Source organism: Pseudarthrobacter sp. NIBRBAC000502771 (assembly GCF_006517215.1).
Taxonomy (GTDB): Bacteria; Actinomycetota; Actinomycetes; order Actinomycetales; family Micrococcaceae; genus Arthrobacter; species Arthrobacter niigatensis.
In genome coordinates, this window is sequence record NZ_CP041187.1 from 2,380,956 (window position 1) to 2,398,899 (window position 17,944).

A 17,944-nucleotide genomic window follows, 5' to 3' on the forward strand; every position below is an offset into this window, starting at 1 on the left:
GGCGGGAGGTGATGGGCGTTGGTGAGTTGGGGCGGGAGGTGATGGGGCGTTGGTGAGTTGGGGCGGGAGGTGATGGGGCGTTGGTGAGTTGGGGCGGGAGGTGATGGGGCGTTGGTGAGTTGGGGCGGGAGGTGATGGGGCGTTGGTGAATTGGGGGCGGGAGGTGATCGGGCGTTGGTGAATTGGGGGCGGAAGGTGATGGGGCGTGGGGTTAGGTGAGGCCCACTGGATTCCCGTCCGCGTCAACGTCCATGCGCAGCGCAGCCGGGACGGCAGGGAGGCCCGGCATGGTCATAACGGCCCCGGTGAGGGCCACGATGAACCCGGCACCGGTCTTGGGCAGCAGGTCGCGGACGTGGATGGTGAACCCCTTGGGGGCGCCCAGCCGGGAGGCATCGTCAGTGAACGAGTACTGGGTCTTGGCCATGCACACGGGCAGCGAACTCCAGCCGTTCCGCTCAATGTCGGCAAGCCGCTTCAACGCGGGCACGGAGAAGTCCACGCCGTCGGCGCCATAGATTTCCTGGACGATGGTCCTGATCTTGTCCTCGACCGACAGCCCCAGCGAGTAGAGGTGCCGGAAGCTGTTGGGGCCGGCCACTGCCCCGGCGACCAGGGCAGCCAGTTCATCACCGCCGTCCCCGCCGCCGCCCCGGCCCCACACATCTGCGACGGCCGCCGGGACACCTTCGGCCGCGCACCAGGCAAGCAGCCAGTCGAGCTCCTCTGCGGAATCCGACGAGAACCGGTTGATGGCAACCACGGGCGTGACGCCGAACTTCTCCACGTTGTGGATGTGTCGCTGGAGGTTCACCACACCTGCTTCCAGCGCCGCCAGGTCCGGCTGGGTCAGCCGGGCCTTGGCTACGCCGCCCTGCATCTTCAAGGCGCGGACGGTTGCCACCACCACGACGGCGGAGGGTGCCAGGCCGCCGATCCGGGCCTTGATGTCCATGAACTTCTCTGCCCCGAGGTCGGCGCCGAATCCCGCCTCGGTCACCACGATGTCCGCCAGGCGCCGGGCGGTCTGCGTGGCAATGAGCGAATTGCAGCCGTGCGCGATGTTGGCGAACGGGCCGCCGTGCACCAGCGCCGGGGTACCGGCAATGGTCTGCACGAGGTTCGGTTTGATGGCTTCCTTCAGCAGCAGGGTCAGGGCGCCCTGGACGCCCAAATCGGCTACGGTGACAGGTGTCCGGTCATAGGTGTACCCGAAGGTGATCCGGCCCAGGCGCTCGCGAAGGTCGGTGATGTCCGTCGCCAGGCAAAAGACGGCCATGATCTCTGATGCCACGGTGATGTCGAAGCCGTCCTGCCGGGGCACGCCCTGGGAGGGGCCACCCAGGCCGATCACTATCTCCCGCAGGGCGCGGTCGTTCATGTCCAGCACCCGCTTGAAGGTCATCCTGCGCGGATCGATGTTCAACGCATTGCCCTGGTAGATGTGGTTGTCCACCAAGGCCATCAGGGCGTTGTTGGCGGATGTGATGGCGTGGAAGTCGCCCGTGAAGTGCAGGTTGATCTCGTCCATGGGCAGCACCTGGGAGTAGCCGCCGCCGGTGGCGCCACCCTTCATGCCCAGCACGGGGCCCAGGGACGGTTCCCGCAGGGCGATCATGACTTTGTGGCCGGCCCGGGCCAGCGAGTCTGCCAGGCCAACGGTGGTGGTGGACTTTCCCTCGCCGGCCGGGGTGGGAGACATCGCCGAAACCAGCACCACCTTCCCGGCCGGCGGGGGCGCGTCGAGGCGTGTGGGGTCGATCTTCCCCTTGTAGCGGCCGTACTGTTCCAGTGCGTCACGGTTGATTCCTGCGGCCGCCGCGATCTCCTCGATGGGCCGGATCCGCGCAGCGCGGGCTATCTCAAGATCAGAAGGGAGAGCAGACATCCTTGTCCTTTCCTGCACCGGCCAGCGCCGGATACCTGCCCCTAAGCTAACAGCACGCAGCCCCAACGGCACGCGGTTCCGACGTCACCAGGGAAAAGGGCTTCAGGAAGCGGGAACCGCCGGGGCCAGGCGGCGGCCCACGAAGTTGTCGACGGCGGCATGGTAGCTTTCCAGCGTGATGGCGGCAGTGCGCTGCCAGCCGGAGTTCTGGGCCCGGATGGCAGCGGCCCGGCCCAGGTCCTCACGGGTGGCGGGGTCGTCGTAGAGGGCCTCCAGGGCGTCGGCCCAGTCGGCTGCGTGGTGGCCGTCCACCAGGAGCCCGGTCCGGCCGTGGAAGATGGCGCGGGACAGGCCGCCTACCCTGGTGGCCACCACAGGCGTGCCGCAGGCCTGGGCCTCGAGTGCCACGAGCCCGAAGGATTCGCTGAAGGAAGGCATCACCACAACGTCGGCCGCGCGGAACCAGGACGCCAGCTCGGGGGCCTTCACCGGCGGAAGCTGCGTGACGACGTCGTCCATTCCCGCCTCCGCCACCAGGCAGCGGAGGTTGAACTCCTTGTTGCCGCTCAAAGCGCCCAGGATGGTGACGCGCAGGTCAATGTCCGGGCGGCGTTTGCGCAGCAGCGCCGCGGCCTTGACCAGGACCTGGGGGCCTTTCAGGCGCTGGATGCGGCCGGCGAAAACCAAGTGGAACGTCTCCGGGCTGACGCCGTGCCCGGCCCTGGACCGTGCCCGGAAGGCGGGAGTGAACGTGGCGAGGTCCACGCCGGGCGGGGCGATGTCGATGCGGTCGTAGGTGGCGCCGTAGTGGGAGACGAGTTCGGCGGCCTCGGAGCTGGTGTTGGCGATGAGCCTGGCCGCGCCGTCCACGATGCGGTGCTCGCCCAGTTCGCGGCGCCGGGGCTCGGGCTGCTCACCGGATTCCAGCAGCAGGTTCTTGACCTTGGCCATGGTGTGCATGGTGTGCACCAGCGGCACGCCCCACAGCTCGGACAGCTCCAGCCCGGCGATCCCGGACACCCAGTAGTGGGAGTGGATGACGTCGTACCGGCCGTGCGGCTGGCGGCGCCGGATCTGCTCGATTTCCGCGACCATGGCGTGGAGCAGCCCGGGCAGCTCCTCCTTGGGGATCTTCCGCGGCGGGCCGGCCAGGACGTTGTGAACGCACACCCCGGGGTCGGGATGCTCGACGGCGGGCTGGTCGGCTGAGGTGGCGCGCGTGAAGATCTCCACCTCCACACCTGCCTCGGCCAGCGCCGAGGCCAGCTCACGGATGTAGACGTTCATGCCGCCAGCATCACCGGAGCCCGGCTGTTCCATGGGGGAGGTGTGGAGGGAAAGCAAAGCGACCCTGCGGATCAGTGCCACGGGACCTCCTTCCGGCCGCCGGCGCGTGTCAGGGGTGCCGGCTCAGTGCACATCCGATAAAACATTACTCCTTCCCCTAACGCCCGCCGCCCTCCCACATCTTCCCCAGATCCGGAAACGCCCGCTCGTACCCGGCCATCAGCTTGACGGCCAGGTCCGCCGAATCCACGAGCGGGTGGCGGGCAAAGGCTTCGACGGCCGCCTCCCTGTTGCCGGCGCCCGCAGCCGCGACAACGAGCCGCTCCACCTCCTTGACCCGCCGGAGCAGGCCCAGCTGCGGTTCCGCCGGGGTTTGCTGGGGCAGCGGGACGGCGCCGGTGTGGGTGACAGTGCAGGGGACCTCGACGACGGCGTCCGCCGGCAGGCCGGGAATGGCAGGTTGGGGCGGGGACGGGGTAGCGCCGGCGGGCCCGGGTGCCGGGGCTGCCGGCAAGGCGTTCACAGTGTTGAGGACCAGGTGCGTGCCTCCGCCGCCGGCGAGGGCGCGCATGGCGGCGAGGGCAACACGCTCGTAGCCGCCGCCGGCGAGGTCTTCCTCGCTCCGGCGCTCGCCGGCACCCCGGGCTTCGGCCAGGTATCCCTCTTCCCTGGACCGGCGCGCTGCCTCCCACAGCCGGTAGGCGTCCGGGCCGGCCGCGGCAAGCCGGGGATACAGCTCCTGCTGCTGGCTGTGGATCGTCTGCCCGCGCGTGCGCGCCATGGCCTGCATTGCCTGCCGGGCGGCCTCGCCCTGGTAGTAGTAATACAGGTACTCGTTGGGGAGCAGGCCCAGCCCGGCAAGGAACGGCTGCGGGAACAGCCGGCCCTCCTCGAAGGACTGCAGCCTCGCGGCGTCCGCCAGAAGGCCTGGGAGCAAATCCCTTCCGCCGGACTCCAGCCGGTACAACCAGCCCAGGTGGTTCAGCCCGTAGTACCCCACGCCGTCGAGCCGTCCCGCCGGCAAGGGCACACCGGCAGCCCGCGCCGCGCGCTGCACCAGGCCGCCCGCAGAGTCGCAGATCCCAATGACCCGGTTCCCCAGGACGGGGCGCAGCGCCTCGGTGACCATCCCGGCCGGATTGGTGAAGTTGACCAGCCATGCGCCCGGGCAGCGCTCGCGCATCAGCCGGGCAAGGTCCACCATGTGCGGGATGGTCCGCAAAGCGTAGGAGATCCCGCCCGCCCCGGTGGTTTCCTGGCCCAGCAGCCCGAGGTCCTGCGCCACCTTTTCATCTGCCACGCGGCCTGCCGTCCCACCGGGCCGGATCGCGGCGAACACCATGGAGGATCCGGGGAGGGCCGCGGAAAGATCGGTGGTGGCATCCACCGGAAGGTGCGCACCTTGTCCTGTGGGCATACTGCGCAGCACAGCGGTGACGGCCTCAAGGCGGGCGGGATCGACGTCGTGCAGCACCAACTCCGTGACCAGCCCGGAAAAGGGCCCGGACACCAACGCCCGGTATATCAACGGCACCCGGAAACCCCCGCCGCCGGCAATCAGAAGCCGCATGGATGCAGTCTAGGACCAGCCTCCGACACCCTGTCCAGACCGCTTCCTAAGCCCCTACCGGAGCCCCTGCCCCACGGCGTATCCTGCGCTCATGGACGCCATGCCAGCCCGCCGCTTCGATCCGCTGGCCGCTGTCCGCTCGCCGGCGGAACCTGGATTCGACCTGCTGCTGGCCGGGACCGTCTTCCAGGACATCATCTTCACCGGCCTGCCGCACGGGCCCGAACCCGGCACGGAAATCTGGAGCGACGGCATGGGCAGCTGTCCCGGCGGGGTGGCCAACCAGGCCATCGCCGCGGCGCGGCTGGGGCTGCGGACCGGGCTGGCGGCGGCGTTTGGGGACGACGGCTACGGTGACTTCAACTGGAAGATCCTCTCCAGCCAGGAACACGTGGACCTCAGCCTCTCCCGCCGCGTCCCGGGCTGGCACTCGCCAGTCACCGTCTCACTCTGCGTGGACCAGGACCGCTCCATGGTCACCCACGGCCACTCTGCACCGGTGACCAACTCCGAGCTGATCGGAAGCCCGCCCCAGGCGCTCGCCGGCATCGCGGAGGTCGGCATGGAAATTGAACCGTGGGCCCGGGCCGCCCACGGCGCAGGAGTTCGCCTGTTCGGGGACGTCGGATGGGATCCCAGCGGGGAGTGGGCGCCGGTGCGGCTGGAAAACCTGCAGTACTTCTACGCCTTCCTGCCCAACCAGCGCGAGGCCATGGCATTCACCGGCAAGGACAATCCGTGGAGTGCCCTCTACGCACTGGCGGACCGCGTCCCGGTGGCGGTGGTCACCCTGGGCGCGCAGGGCGCCATGGCCGTGGACTCGGAAACCGGGGAAGAGGAATGGGTCCCGTCGCTTCCGGTCAAGGCGCACGATCCCACCGGAGCCGGCGACTGCTTCGACGCGGCGTTCATCGTAGGTACCCTGGCCGGCTGGCCGCTGGGGGACAGGCTGCGTTTCGCCAACCTGTGCGCCTCGCTGGCTGTGCAGGAGGTTGGCGGATCGCTGGCCGCCCCTGGCTGGGGGGACATCGCCGACTGGTGGAAGCGCGCCAACGCCCGCCCGGAACGGCAGATGAGCCAGTGGCTGCGCCGCTTCGGATTCCTCGCGGACATCATCGAGGACGTGCCCCTCGCCGCCCAGCGCCGGGCGGCCGCCACCATCGCGCACCTATCCGATGCCTGAGGAGCGCCGGACACCCCGATTATTCGGCGCGAAGTGCCCGCACTAGAATCAGTTAGGTGACCTACCCCGCAAGAACCGGTGAATTCAGCGCTGCCTCCGGGCCGGACCCCCGCCATGAGCGGTCCGCCGTGATCGACCTGGAGGCCATCCGGCACAACGTCCGCCGGCTTGCCGCCGCCGCTTCCCCCGCGAAAGTCATGGCCGTCGTCAAGGCCGATGCGTACGGGCACGGCGCGGTCCCGGTGGCCCGTGCAGCCCTGCAGGCAGGCGCGTCCTGGCTGGGCGTGGCGCACATTTCCGAGGCCCTCGCGCTCCGCGCCGCCGGCATCGATGCGCCCCTGCTCGCCTGGCTGCATACCGCCGACAGCAACTTTGGCGCCGCCGTGGCTGCCGGCGTCGACATTGGCTGCTCCGGGTGGGAGCTGGAACGCATCGTGGCTGCGGCCCGTGAGCAGGAACGCCCCGCCCGGATCCACCTGAAGGTGGACACGGGGCTTGGCCGCAACGGCGCCACCCCAGAAGCCTGGGACCGCCTGGTGGGGGAGGCCGTGGAGTACCAGGACCAGGGACTGCTGCGCGTGGTGGGCATCTTCTCCCACCTCGCCGTGGCTGATGAGCCGGAGCGGCCCGAAACCGATGAGCAAGTGGCGGCATTCCGGGAGGCCCTTGCCATTGCCGAGGACGCGGGCGTGGACCCCGAGGTCCGGCACCTGGCCAACACCCCCGCCACCCTTTCCCGCCCGGACACCCACTTCGACATGGTCCGCGTGGGCCTGGGCATTTACGGGCTATCACCGTTCGACGGGACGACCTCCGCCGAGCTCGGCCTCCGGCCCGCCATGACGCTGCGCACACTGGTGTCGCAGTGCAAGGAGGTGCCCGCGGGACAGGGCGTCTCCTACGGCCTGCACTACCGCACCCGGGAAGCGAGCACCCTGGCGCTGATTCCACTGGGCTATGCCGACGGCGTCCCGCGCGTGGCCACCGGCGGCCCAGTCCGGGTGGCCGGGAAGACCTATCCCGTGGTGGGGCGGATCGCCATGGACCAGATGGTCATCGACCTCGGTCCGGAGGCATCCGCGGGGTCGCTGCAGGGCGCGGAAGCGGAGCTGTTCGGGAACGGTGCCGACGGCGGACCCACCGTTGACGAATGGGCGCGTGCCGCCGGGACCATCAACTACGAGGTGGTGACCAGGATCAGTCCGCGCGTACCCCGCCGCTTCATCAACGAGGACGAATCCGCTGGCAGCGGCCAGGCCATGGCTGGCGCGCCCGGCAAGGCCGGAGCGGCATGAGCGCGCCGGACGAACTGACCGCCAACTGGGAAAAGACCTTCACGGCGACGACGGCGGAACAGACCCACGCGTTCGGCGCCCGTTTGGCGGAGGTGCTGCAGGCCGGGGACCTGCTGGTGCTGTCCGGCGAGCTGGGTGCCGGGAAAACCACCTTCACCCAAGGTCTGGGCGAAGGCCTGGGCGTCCGCCCGGGCATCATCTCGCCGACGTTCGTCCTGGTCCGGATCCACCCCAACCTGCCGGACGGCCCCCGCCCGGGCGGCCCGGACCTGGTGCACGTGGACGCCTACCGCTTGGGGTCGGCGGCGGAGATTGACGACATCGACCTCGAAAACACCATGGATTCATCGGTGACGGTGGTCGAGTGGGGACATGAGCGCGTGGAGCACCTGAGCGAAAGCCGGCTCGAAATCGACCTGCACCGTGCCATCGGGCTCGGGGCCGCCCCGGCGGCCACCCCAGGAAGCCTGGACTTCGACGCCGAAGACACCGACGAGCCCCGGACCATCGTCGTGCGTGGCTACGGTCCCCGCTGGGCGGACTTCCCCGCACTGGCCGGACCGGATGGGGGAGCGGCATGCTGATCCTCGCCATTGACACGTCGGCCGTGGCCAGCGCAGCGCTGGTCACCGACGATGCCCCCGAAAGCGTGCTGGCCAGCTTTGCCACGGAGGACACCCGGAGCCATGCCGAGGTGCTTGCCCCCGGAATCCACGCCATGCTGGCGTCCGCGGGCGTGACCGGGCAGGATGTGGACGCCCTGGCAGTGGGGGTTGGGCCTGGTCCGTTCACCGGTCTTCGCTCCGGCATCGCCACCGCCCGCACCTTGGCCTTTGTATGGGGAAAGCCGCTGCACGGACTGGTGAGCCTGGACGCGATGGCCCTGGAAGTTGCCGAGTCCACCGCCGCCGTCGCCGATTTCCTGGTGGTGACCGATGCCCGCCGCAAAGAGGTCTACTGGGCCCGGTACAGCTTGGCTGACGGACAGCTGCCCGTGTTGGAGGACGGCCCCCACGTCGGGTTCGCGTCTGACCTCCCGGACCTGCCTGCTTTCGGCGCCGGCGCGGGACTCTACGCCGATGTGCTCCGGGCCCATCCGGATTTCGCCGCGGAGCAGCCGGATGCCCTCTATCTCGGCCAGTTCGCCCTGGCCCGGCTGGCGTCGGGACACACCCTGCTGGACTCCACCCCCCTGTACCTGCGCGAATCCGATGCCCAGGTGCCCGGACCACGGAAGCGGGCATTGTGAGCACCACCCCGGACCCACGCGCGGCTGACGTCACCGTCCGCGACATGACGCTGGACGATATTCCCGCCGTCGGCGCACTGGAACACAAGCTCTTCCCCATTGACGCGTGGCCAGTCCAGATGTTCCTGGACGAACTTTCCCAGCCGGAGACCCGGCGCTACCTGGTGGCGGAGACCACGGGTGGCATCGTGGGCTACGCCGGGCTGATGTGCATCGAGCCCATCGCTGACGTCCAGACCATCGCCGTCGTCCCCGAGCACGAGGGGCGCGGCATCGGCAGCACGCTCCTCACGCAGCTGATCGACGAGGCCCGGCACCGCGGCGCCGCTGACGTCCTTCTTGAGGTCCGGGCCGACAACCCTCGGGCACAACAGCTCTATGTGCGGTTCGGCTTCGAACAGATCCACATCCGCCCCCGGTATTACCGCGACGGCGTGGACGCCCTCATCATGCGGCTCCAGCTGGCCGCGCCTGAAACTGACAGACACGAAGCAACGGAAGCAGGCCAGGCATGAACCGTACGCAGCCCCTGGTGCTGGGCATCGAATCGTCCTGCGACGAAACCGGCGTTGGCATCGTGCGTGGCACCACCCTCCTGACGAATACGGTCTCTTCCTCCATGGACGAGCACGTCCGTTTCGGCGGAGTCATCCCCGAGATTGCCTCCCGGGCCCACCTGGATGCTTTCGTTCCCACCCTCGAACAGGCCCTGGCCGACGCCGGCGTGACCCTGGACGAGGTGGATGCCATCGCCGTAACCTCCGGACCTGGGCTTGCCGGCGCGCTGATGGTGGGCGTGTGCGCCGCCAAGGCGCTCGCCGTGGCCACCGGAAAACCCCTGTTCGCCATCAACCACCTGGTGGCGCACGTTGGCGTCGGACTCCTGGACGACCGTGCCACCGGCCGCAGGCAGGAGCTGCCGGAGAACCTCGGAGCCCTGCTGGTTTCCGGCGGCCACACCGAAATCCTGCGGATCAACAGCATCACCAGCGACGTGCAGCTCCTGGGCTCCACCATCGACGACGCCGCAGGCGAGGCGTACGACAAGGTGGCGCGCATCCTGGGGCTGGGCTACCCCGGGGGACCGGCCATCGACAAGGTGGCCCGCACCGGCAATCCCAAGGCGATCCGCTTCCCCCGGGGCCTCAGCCAGCCGAAATATATGGGCACGGCCGATGAACCCGGCCCGCACCGGTACGACTGGTCCTTCAGCGGACTCAAGACGGCCGTGGCACGGTGCGTAGAGCAGTTCGAGGCCCGCGGCGAAGAGATTCCCGTGGCCGACATTGCCGCGGCGTTCCAGGAAGCCGTGGTGGACGTGATCTCCTCCAAAGCGGTTCTGGCTTGCCGGGAGCACGGCATCAAGGATGTCCTGCTGGGCGGCGGCGTAGCGGCAAACTCCCGCCTGCGGGAGCTGACCGGGCAACGCTGCGCCTCCGCCGGTATCCGCCTGCACGTCCCGCCGCTGGACCTGTGCACGGACAACGGCGCCATGGTGGCCGCCCTCGGCGCGCAGCTGGTGATGGCCGGCGCCGACCCAAGCGGCATCGGCTTCGCCCCGGACTCCTCGATGCCCGTAACCTCGGTCTCGCTCCCCGCCTGACACCCGGCAAACCCTGCGAAACGGGAAGGGGGTTGGTCAGGCGGTGGGGCCGTTGCGCATCTGCTTGACCAGGTCCAGCACCACGGCCTGCAGGTTCCCGCCGTTCTCGGCAGCCACCCGGCGCTGGCGCTGGTACCCGGCGCCGCGGCTGATGATCTTCTCGACGTCGGCCAGTTCGTCGGAGCAGCGCAGCTTGGCCGCGACCGGTTCAAGCCGGTTCAGGGTCTCCAGCAGGTGGTCGGTGACCAGCTGCTCCTTGCCCGCGGCGTCAAGGATGATGATGGCGTCCAGGCCGTACCGGGCAGCCCGCCACTTGTTCTCCTGGACGTGCCACGGCGGCATGGTGGGGATGGTGCCGCCATTGTCCAGGGTGGTGGAGAACTCATCCACCAGGCACTGCGTGAGCGCCGCGATGGCCCCTACTTCCTCCAGGGTGGCCAGGCCGTCGCAGATCCGCATCTCGATGGTGCCCAGGGCGGGCACCGGCCGGATGTCCCACCGGATCTCCGAGATGGTGTCGATGACGCCCGTGGTGAACATGTCCTGGACATAGGACTCGTACTCCGCCCAGGACGTGAACTGGAAGGGTAGGCCCGCGGTGGGAAGCTGCTGGAACATCAAAGCACGCTGCGAGGCGTATCCGGTGTCCTCGCCGCCCCAGAACGGGCTGGACGCGGAGAGCGCCTGGAAGTGCGGGAAGTAGTTGACCAGGCCGTCCAGGACCGGAAGGGCTTTGTCCCGGCGGTCCAGGCCCACGTGGACGTGGACGCCGTAGATGACCATCTGCCGGCCCCACCACTGGGTCCGGTCGATGAGCTTGGCGTAGCGCTCCTTGTCCGTCACGGGCTGCAGCTGCGGGGGGCTGAACGGGTGGCTGCCGGCGCAAAACAGCTCCACGCCCATGGGATCGGTGATTTCACGCACGGCAGCGACGGACCTGTTGAGGTCCTCCTTGGCCTCGGCGGCCGTTTCGCAGATCCCGGTGACCAGTTCCACCGTGTTGAGCAGCAGTTCCTGCTTGATGTGCGGATGTTCGTCGTCTTCGTTGAGCTCGGGATGGCGGGAGGCCACGCCGCGGAGCACCTGGTTGGCCACGGAAGCGAGCTCGCCCGTCTTTCCGTCCACCAGGGCAAGCTCCCACTCAACACCGAGGGTTGACTGCCTCGATGACGCGAAGTCGATCTTCACACGTTTCCTTACTGTCCGGTTTGCCGCTGGCTGAAGCCGCTCACAGGCTGCTGCCGGCAGGGGAACGGGTGGTTCAAGTCTAGTGCAGGGGTAGCATCGTACTGATGGCACCGTTCCCCCCGCGTCATAGTCCTGCCAAATCCTTCCCCCTCCTCGCCGCCCTTTCCGCACTGGCGCTGGCATCCTGCTCGGCCTCCCCGGGCGCCGCCCCGCCGTCGTCCTCCGCGCCGCCCACCGGGGTGTCCCCGTCCGCATCAGCAAGTACGACGCCGGCGCCCCCTTTGGCTTCCCCGTCACCTGATCCGGGTTCCCGGCCCTTGGGGTGGGGGCCGGAGCAGCGGGACCAGGACGCCGCGGCGGCGGCCGTCGCGGCCATGTCGCCCGAGCAGAAAGCCGGGCAGGTCCTGCTCCCGTTCTTCAAGGGCAACCAGGTGGAGGCGCAGGCGGCGCTCATCCAGCGCCTCCACCTGGCAGGGTCCATCATCATGGGGGACAACGTGCCCCGCGACCCACGGGGCCAGGTGGACGTGCCCGGAATGGGTGCCGTGAACCAGCGGTTGCAGCAGGCTGTTGCCACGGACGGCCGGCGTTGGCCGGGGATCATGAGCGTAGACCAGGAAGGCGGAGCGGTGGCACGCCTGGGGCAGCCCCTCACCGAATGGCCCACGCCCATGAGCTACGGGGCCGCCGGCAACCTTGACCTGACGCGCAAGGCCGGCAAGAGCCTGGCAAGCGAGTTGGTGCCGCTGGGCTTCGACCTGGATTTCGCACCGGACACTGATGTGACTGTCGGCCCTGCAGACCCGACCATCGGCGCCCGTTCCATGTCCTCTGACCCTGCTGCGGCGGCAGCCCAGGGAACGGCATTCGCCCAAGGCATGCTGGACGCAGGGGTGCTCCCCACCGTCAAGCACTTTCCCGGGCACGGCTCGGTAACGGCGGATTCCCACCTCAGCCTCCCCGTCCAGCCGGCAGGCCTCGACGTGCTGCGGGGCCGGGACTGGAAACCCTTCGAGGCTGCCGTCGCCGCGGGCCTGCCCATTGTCATGACCGGACACATTGCCGTGCCCGCGCTGGAACCCGGTGTGCCGTCGTCGCTCTCCGCACCGAGCTACGCGGCGCTCAGGGGTTTGGGCTTCAAGGGCGTGGCCGTGACCGATGCCCTCAACATGGGCGCCGTCGAGAACCAGTACCCGGCCGGCGCCGCTGCAGTGAAAGCACTGGCCGCCGGCGCCGACCTGCTGCTGATGCCTGCGGACGTGGAGCAGGCGCACGCCGCCATCGTCCAGGCCCTGGCCGCCGGGACCCTTCCCGCCGCACGCCTGGATGAGGCAGCGCAGCGCGTGGCCACCATGATGATCTGGCATGCCCGCACCACGCCGCCTGCCGGAACCCCGGGCGCGGGTGCTCCGGCAGGAAGCGGGGCAGCGCTGTCGGCCCAGGTCTCGGCATCGGCCGTCACGGTTGTCTCCGGCCCCTGCAGCGGACCCTTGGTTCCCGGCTCCGTGCGGGTGGCCGGCGGGGGACCGGGGGACCGGGAACGTTTTGAAGCCGCCGCCGCGCGCGCCGGGATTGCCGTGGGATCAGGGCCGGTGGTCAACCTCATCGGATTCGGCGGCAAACCGGCGGGCGGGGACATCGCCGTGTCCCTCGACGCCCCCTGGCTACTCCAGGGGTCCAGCGCCCCGGTGAAGCTGGCACTGTACGGACGAACCGATGCCGCCTTCGACGCCTTGGCCGCCGTACTGGCAGGGAAGGCCCCGGCCCCGGGAAAGCTGCCCGCCGCCGTCGGGCCCTTCCCGGCCGGAACCGGCTGCCCCTGAGCCCCTGGCCGCGCATGCCCGCAGGAACGCTTTAATGGTCTGGTGCCCATTCTGAATAAAGACATGACCCTCTGCATCTCGCTCTCGGCCCGTCCCAGCAACAACGGGACCCGGTTCCACAACCACCTTTACGGGCAGCTGGACCTGAACTGGATCTACAAGGCGTTCGCGCCCACCAACCTCGAACAGGCCATCGCGGGTGTCCGCGGGCTGGGCATCCGTGGCTGTGCCATCTCCATGCCCTACAAGGAAGACGTCATCGCGCTGGTGGACGAGATGGACCCCTCCGCCAAGGCCATCGACTCCGTAAATACCATCGTGAACACGGACGGGCATCTCAAGGCGTACAACACGGACTACACCGCCATCGAACAGCTCCTCGCCACCAATGAAGTCCCTACCGACTATTCGGTGCTGGTGCAGGGCGCCGGCGGCATGGCCAAGGCCACCGTTGCAGCCCTCCGGGACGCAGGATTCCGGGACGTCACCGTCATCGCCCGGAACGAGGCCGCCGGGCGTGCGCTGGCGGACCAGTATGGCTTCCAGTGGCGTGCAGCGCTCGACGGCGGGACGGCTGACCTGATCATCAACGTCACCCCGATCGGCATGGCGGGCGGCGCGGAAGCTGACACAATGGCTTTCCCTGCCCAAGCCATCGACGCAGCCCGCCTGGTGTTCGACGTGGTGGCGCTGCCCGCCGAAACACCGCTGATCCGCGCCGCCCGTGTGGCCGGCAAACCAGTGATCACGGGGGCCGAGGTGGCCACCATCCAGGCGCTGGAGCAGTTCGTCCTGTACACGGGCGTGCGTCCCACGCCGGACCAAGTGCGGGCGGCCGAGGACTTCATGCGCGCCCAGTAAGGCGTGCGTCAGGCAGGTTCCACCACGATGGCCACCCGGTCCTCGCCGATGCGCGTCAGGACCAGGGTGGCCGTCCTACCGCCCTTCTTCGCGTTCTTTCCGCCGGGCAGCAGCTGCTTCCGCAGCTCTTCCGGAGTGACCGCCATGCCGCGCTTCTTGATGTCCAGCACGGTGATGCCCTCCCGCTTTACCCATGCCTTGAGCGACTTGACGTTGTACGGCATGACCTCCAGGACCTTGAAGGCACGGGCGAACGGGGTGGCCAGGAGCCTGGGCGCGCAGATGTAGGCGATGTGTTCATCCACCAGGTGGCCGCCGAGCTGCAGCGCCACGTCCGCCACCAGCCCGGCACGGATCACGGCGCCGTCCGGTTCATACAGGTACCCCTCCACGGGGCCCACCGGCGCGGCAGGGCCCGCGCCGAAGTCCTCGGCACTGGTCAACTCCGCAGGTGCCTGCGGCCCCAGGACCAGCGCGGCGCGGCGGACTCCGGGCCGGCGAACGCCGTTGAACCACAGGGTCACCTCCGTGACGTCACCGGCCACCGACACCCACTGCGCCTCGCAGCCCGCAGGCACGGACTCGTGCGGCATGCCCGGGCCCATCTTCACGCCCACGGCCTTGCCCCGGGCAGCCAGTGACTCCACGAAGGACAACGGCGGCGAGAATGCCTCAGGGTCCCAGATCCGCTTGGTGCCGGAGCTGGAGGTGACCCGCCGGGCCGGGTCCAGCCAGACGCCGTCCATCCCGTCCAGGGGGACGGACGAGGCGTCGGCATGCACCACCGTGGCGTTGGGGAAGGGAATGAGGTTCACGGTGGCGCAGGCCGCGGTGGTTTCGTCCATTTCGACGGCAGTGACGTTGAGGTCCAGGGAGGCCAGGGCCAGGGAGTCCGCGCCCAGGCCGCAGCCAAGGTCCGCCACGTGGCTGATCCCGGCGGCGGCGAACCGCCGGGCGTGGTGGGCGGCGACACTCAGGCGCGTGGCCTGTTCCAACCCAGCCTGCGTGAAAAGCATCTGCCGGGCGAATTCGCCGAACTTGGACTCCGCCCTGGTGCGCAGCCGCGATTGGGTCAGGACGGCCGAGACGAGTCCTGCAGGGTGACCTGCCTTCCGGAGTGCAGCGTTGAGCTCCAACGAGTCCTCATCGCGGTATGGGCCCAGGGACGCCAGCAACTCCCAGCCCTCCGGGGTCAGCAACGGTGCGATTTGGTCCTGTGCCATCTGGTCCTGGGGAGCGTGAGCCATGGGTTCCAGCCTAGTGGAGGAGTGCATGGGCGGGATGCGGATACTGTTGAATCCATGGATGAGAGCGCAGCCCCCCGCGAGCCCGATGACCACGAACCGGGGGACCACGGGCCGGCCAGGTTCGCCCGTCCCGTCCTGATTGCCGCCGCCGTGGTGGCCGTGGTCTGCATCGCGTTGCTGGTGATCATCTTCCTGTTGGACACGTTCAACGCGACCGTTTATTCGGTAGGCGGCAAAAACGTCCAGGACAACACCCCGGAGGCCAGGGACATCCGCGGGCTGTACGACGGCGCGCGGGCCGGGAGCATCTTCTTCCTCGTTGCTGCGCTGCTCGCCGCGGCAGTGTCCGGCTGGGTGCTGTACAGGGGACGGAACCAGGACGACGGCGAAACCGACGGCGGCGAGGACGTGGACTTCGACGACCTGGGCCGGTGACGACGCGGGGCACCGACCACCCGGGCTGCCGGGATGGGGTGCCTTCCCTCCCCGGCGGCCCACCGCCGTCGGGCGCCAAAGGGTGTACGCCCATGACGAAACGTTGGCACTCACCTTGACCGAGTGCTAACCCTTACATAGAGTCTTCATTAGCACTCTCCCTAGGAGGGTGCTAACACATGAAGAGCTGCCAGCCAGGCTGCTGCCGGCACCGCGACGACGGTTTGCCAGCTACGGCGGAAAGCTTTCCAGTCCACGAATTTGCTGACGAAAAGGAGAGGTCCGAGTGTCGGTCTCTATTAAGCCTCTTGAGGATCGTATTGTTGTCCGCCCGCTCGAAGCCGAGCAGACCACGGCTTCCGGCCTGGTCATCCCGGACTCCGCACAGGAGAAGCCGCAGGAAGGCGAAGTTGTTGCAGTTGGCCCCGGCCGCTTCGAAGATGGCAACCGCGTTCCCGTTGACGTAGCAGTTGGCGACGTCGTCATCTACTCCAAGTACGGCGGAACTGAAGTCAAGACTGGCGGCACCGAGTACCTCGTGCTGTCCGCCCGCGACGTCCTGGCAATCGTCGTCAAGTAACTCTTCGGATCCCCGTGCTGCCGGCCATGCTCATGCTGGCCGGCAGTGCGGGGTTTCTGTCTTTGAAAGGACAAAACCATGGCAAAGCAGCTTGCGTTTAACGACGCTGCCCGCAGGTCCCTTGAGGCCGGCATCGATAAGCTCGCGAACACCGTCAAGGTGACGCTCGGCCCCCGCGGCCGCAACGTCGTCCTGGACAAGAAGTGGGGCGCCCCCACCATCACGAACGACGGCGTCACCATCGCCCGCGAAGTGGAACTGGACGATCCCTACGAGAACCTTGGCGCCCAGCTGGCCAAGGAAGTAGCCACCAAGACCAACGATGTTGCCGGCGACGGCACCACCACCGCCACGGTCCTGGCCCAGGCGCTGGTCAAGGAAGGCCTGCGCAACGTTGCAGCCGGCGCTGCCCCCGGCCAGATCAAGCGCGGCATCGAGGTTGCGGTTGAGGCCGTGGCTGCCCGCCTGCTCGAAAACGCCCGCCCGGTCGAAGGCACCCAGGTGGCTAACGTTGCCGCCATCTCGGCGCAGAGCGACGAGATCGGTGAGCTCCTCGCCGAGGCCTTTGGCAAGGTGGGCAAGGATGGCGTCATCACCATCGAAGAGTCCTCCACCACCCAGACCGAACTGGTCCTCACCGAGGGCATGCAGTTCGACAAGGGCTACCTGTCCCCGTACTTCGTCACCGACGCGGAGCGCCAGGAAGCAGTCCTCGAGGACGCACTCATCCTGATCAACCAGGGCAAGATCTCCTCGATCCAGGAATTCCTGCCGCTGCTCGAAAAGGCCCTGCAGAGCTCCAAGCCGCTGTTTATTATCGCCGAGGACGTTGAGGGCGAGGCCCTGTCCACGCTGATCGTCAACCGCATCCGCGGCACCCTGAACGTCGTGGCCGTCAAGGCTCCCGGCTTCGGCGACCGCCGCAAGGCCATGCTGCAGGACATCGCCACCCTCACCGGTGCACAGGTTGTCTCCCCGGAACTGGGCCTGAGCCTGGACTCCGTAGGCCTGGAGGTGCTGGGTACTGCCCGCCGCATCACCGTCACCAAGGACAACACCACCATCGTCGACGGCGCCGGTTCGGCCGAGGACGTGGCTGCACGCGTAGCCCAGCTGCGCGCCGAGCTGACCCGCACCGACTCCGACTGGGACCGCGAGAAGCTCCAGGAACGCCTGGCCAAGCTTGCCGGCGGCATCGGCGTCATCAAGGTTGGCGCTGCCACCGAGGTTGAGCTGAAGGAAAAGAAGCACCGCATCGAGGACGCCGTGTCCTCCACCCGCGCTGCCCTCGAAGAAGGCATCGTGGCCGGTGGCGGTACCGCCCTCATCCACGCCCTCAAGGCACTGGACGAGGACGCTTCCGTGAAGGCCCTCGAAGGCGACGCCGCCGCAGCTGTCGGCATCGTCCGCCGCGCACTGGTGCAGCCGCTGCGCTGGATTGCCCAGAACGCCGGCTTCGATGGCTACGTTGTCACCTCCAAGGTTGCCGACCTGGAGACCAACAACGGCTTCAACGCCAAGTCCGGCGAGTACGAGGACCTGATCGCCGCGGGCGTCATCGACCCCGTCAAGGTCACCCGTGCAGCCCTCCGCAACGCGGCCTCCATCGCCGCCCTGGTTCTCACCACCGAGACCCTGGTCGTGGAGAAGCCGGCCGAAGAGGACGAACACGCAGGCCACAGCCACTAGGGCTGCACCTTAGCGGCTTTCCGCTGAAAAGGCTGGTCCGGCATCT

The 17,944-nt window shown here is 68.6% G+C and carries 16 protein-coding genes; 11 read left to right on the forward strand and 5 right to left on the reverse strand.

Annotated elements, in window-relative coordinates; translation table 11 throughout:
* Positions 1-211: 211 nt before the first annotated feature.
* From NIBR502771_RS11215 to NIBR502771_RS11225, 3 genes are all read right to left on the reverse strand, one after another.
* Entirely contained in the window at positions 212-1,888 is a 1,677-nt protein-coding gene (locus NIBR502771_RS11215; protein ID WP_141159817.1) for a formate--tetrahydrofolate ligase, read from the reverse strand.
* Between the two features lie 102 nt (positions 1,889-1,990).
* A complete protein-coding gene (gene mshA, locus NIBR502771_RS11220) occupies positions 1,991-3,256 on the reverse strand; it encodes a D-inositol-3-phosphate glycosyltransferase (protein WP_141159818.1) in 1,266 nt (421 codons plus the stop codon).
* A gap of 76 nt (positions 3,257-3,332) precedes the next feature.
* Complete coding sequence (locus tag NIBR502771_RS11225) at positions 3,333-4,745, reverse strand: 6-phospho-beta-glucosidase (protein ID WP_141159819.1); 1,413 nt, start codon at positions 4,743-4,745, stop codon at positions 3,333-3,335.
* Positions 4,746-4,836: 91 nt separating this feature from the next.
* On the opposite strand from NIBR502771_RS11225, the gene NIBR502771_RS11230 reads away from it, so the two are divergent.
* Genes NIBR502771_RS11230 through tsaD form a run of 6 tightly spaced genes read left to right on the forward strand, consistent with a single transcriptional unit; the run spans position 4,837 to position 10,075 of the window.
* Positions 4,837-5,928: a carbohydrate kinase family protein gene (locus NIBR502771_RS11230; protein ID WP_141159820.1), complete on the forward strand. Its 1,092-nt coding sequence runs from the start codon at positions 4,837-4,839 to the stop codon at positions 5,926-5,928.
* Positions 5,929-5,984: 56 nt separating this feature from the next.
* On the forward strand, positions 5,985-7,223 hold the full coding sequence (gene alr / locus NIBR502771_RS11235; protein ID WP_141159821.1) for an alanine racemase: 1,239 nt from the start codon (positions 5,985-5,987) through the stop codon (positions 7,221-7,223).
* Positions 7,220-7,807 (forward strand): tRNA (adenosine(37)-N6)-threonylcarbamoyltransferase complex ATPase subunit type 1 TsaE, encoded by a 588-nt coding sequence (gene tsaE / locus NIBR502771_RS11240; protein WP_141159822.1) that lies wholly within the window; start codon positions 7,220-7,222, stop codon positions 7,805-7,807. Before alr ends, tsaE begins: the two co-directional genes overlap by 4 nt.
* Positions 7,801-8,472, forward strand: a complete 672-nt coding sequence (gene tsaB, locus NIBR502771_RS11245; protein WP_141159823.1) for a tRNA (adenosine(37)-N6)-threonylcarbamoyltransferase complex dimerization subunit type 1 TsaB — start codon at positions 7,801-7,803, stop codon at positions 8,470-8,472. Before tsaE ends, tsaB begins: the two co-directional genes overlap by 7 nt.
* Before the next feature lie 44 nt (positions 8,473-8,516).
* A complete protein-coding gene (rimI, locus tag NIBR502771_RS11250) occupies positions 8,517-8,987 on the forward strand; it encodes a ribosomal protein S18-alanine N-acetyltransferase (RefSeq protein ID WP_141161520.1) in 471 nt (156 codons plus the stop codon).
* Positions 8,984-10,075, forward strand: coding sequence for a tRNA (adenosine(37)-N6)-threonylcarbamoyltransferase complex transferase subunit TsaD (tsaD, locus tag NIBR502771_RS11255; protein WP_141159824.1), 1,092 nt, complete (start codon positions 8,984-8,986; stop codon positions 10,073-10,075). The genes rimI and tsaD overlap by 4 nt, the downstream gene beginning before the upstream one ends.
* A 36-nt stretch (positions 10,076-10,111) precedes the next feature.
* Here the strand turns inward: tsaD and NIBR502771_RS11260 are convergent, their stop codons facing one another.
* Positions 10,112-11,263: a glutamate--cysteine ligase gene (locus NIBR502771_RS11260; RefSeq protein WP_141159825.1), complete on the reverse strand. Its 1,152-nt coding sequence runs from the start codon at positions 11,261-11,263 to the stop codon at positions 10,112-10,114.
* A gap of 374 nt (positions 11,264-11,637) precedes the next feature.
* Between NIBR502771_RS11260 and NIBR502771_RS11270 the strand changes: the two genes are divergently transcribed.
* The gene (locus NIBR502771_RS11270) at positions 11,638-13,086 is read left to right on the forward strand and encodes a glycoside hydrolase family 3 N-terminal domain-containing protein (RefSeq protein WP_141159827.1); all 1,449 of its coding nucleotides are present in this window, start codon (positions 11,638-11,640) and stop codon (positions 13,084-13,086) included.
* A gap of 63 nt (positions 13,087-13,149) precedes the next feature.
* Positions 13,150-13,947, forward strand: coding sequence for a shikimate 5-dehydrogenase (locus tag NIBR502771_RS11275; protein ID WP_141161521.1), 798 nt, complete (start codon positions 13,150-13,152; stop codon positions 13,945-13,947).
* Positions 13,948-13,955: 8 nt separating this feature from the next.
* Here NIBR502771_RS11275 and NIBR502771_RS11280 read toward each other — a convergent pair whose 3' ends face one another.
* Positions 13,956-15,194, reverse strand: coding sequence for a class I SAM-dependent methyltransferase (locus tag NIBR502771_RS11280; protein WP_141159828.1), 1,239 nt, complete (start codon positions 15,192-15,194; stop codon positions 13,956-13,958).
* A 54-nt stretch (positions 15,195-15,248) separates the two neighbouring features.
* Between NIBR502771_RS11280 and NIBR502771_RS11285 the strand changes: the two genes are divergently transcribed.
* The 3 genes from NIBR502771_RS11285 to groL all read left to right on the forward strand — a co-directional run bounded on the left by NIBR502771_RS11285 (position 15,249) and on the right by groL (position 17,898).
* Complete coding sequence (locus NIBR502771_RS11285) at positions 15,249-15,629, forward strand: hypothetical protein (protein ID WP_210411211.1); 381 nt, start codon at positions 15,249-15,251, stop codon at positions 15,627-15,629.
* A 286-nt stretch (positions 15,630-15,915) separates the two neighbouring features.
* The gene (gene groES / locus NIBR502771_RS11290; RefSeq protein ID WP_003805290.1) at positions 15,916-16,209 is read left to right on the forward strand and encodes a co-chaperone GroES; all 294 of its coding nucleotides are present in this window, start codon (positions 15,916-15,918) and stop codon (positions 16,207-16,209) included.
* A 78-nt stretch (positions 16,210-16,287) separates the two neighbouring features.
* Positions 16,288-17,898: a chaperonin GroEL gene (gene groL, locus NIBR502771_RS11295; protein WP_141159829.1), complete on the forward strand. Its 1,611-nt coding sequence runs from the start codon at positions 16,288-16,290 to the stop codon at positions 17,896-17,898.
* Positions 17,899-17,944: the final 46 nt, after the last annotated feature.

Bases quoted from the DNA above. Each gene is read 5' to 3' on its own strand.
- NIBR502771_RS11215 (WP_141159817.1), bottom strand. From the start codon at position 1,888: ATGTCTGCTCTCCCTTCTGATCTTGAGATAGCCCGCGCTGCGCGGATC.
- NIBR502771_RS11225 (WP_141159819.1), bottom strand. From the start codon at position 4,745: ATGCGGCTTCTGATTGCCGGCGGCGGGGGTTTCCGGGTGCCGTTGATA.
- NIBR502771_RS11230 (WP_141159820.1), top strand. From the start codon at position 4,837: ATGGACGCCATGCCAGCCCGCCGCTTCGATCCGCTGGCCGCTGTCCGC.
- tsaE (WP_141159822.1), top strand. From the start codon at position 7,220: ATGAGCGCGCCGGACGAACTGACCGCCAACTGGGAAAAGACCTTCACG.
- tsaB (WP_141159823.1), top strand. From the start codon at position 7,801: ATGCTGATCCTCGCCATTGACACGTCGGCCGTGGCCAGCGCAGCGCTG.
- rimI (WP_141161520.1), top strand. From the start codon at position 8,517: ATGACGCTGGACGATATTCCCGCCGTCGGCGCACTGGAACACAAGCTC.
- tsaD (WP_141159824.1), top strand. From the start codon at position 8,984: ATGAACCGTACGCAGCCCCTGGTGCTGGGCATCGAATCGTCCTGCGAC.
- NIBR502771_RS11270 (WP_141159827.1), top strand. From the start codon at position 11,638: ATGTCGCCCGAGCAGAAAGCCGGGCAGGTCCTGCTCCCGTTCTTCAAG.
- NIBR502771_RS11275 (WP_141161521.1), top strand. From the start codon at position 13,150: ATGACCCTCTGCATCTCGCTCTCGGCCCGTCCCAGCAACAACGGGACC.
- NIBR502771_RS11280 (WP_141159828.1), bottom strand. From the start codon at position 15,194: ATGGCTCACGCTCCCCAGGACCAGATGGCACAGGACCAAATCGCACCG.
- NIBR502771_RS11285 (WP_210411211.1), top strand. From the start codon at position 15,249: ATGGATGAGAGCGCAGCCCCCCGCGAGCCCGATGACCACGAACCGGGG.
- groL (WP_141159829.1), top strand. From the start codon at position 16,288: ATGGCAAAGCAGCTTGCGTTTAACGACGCTGCCCGCAGGTCCCTTGAG.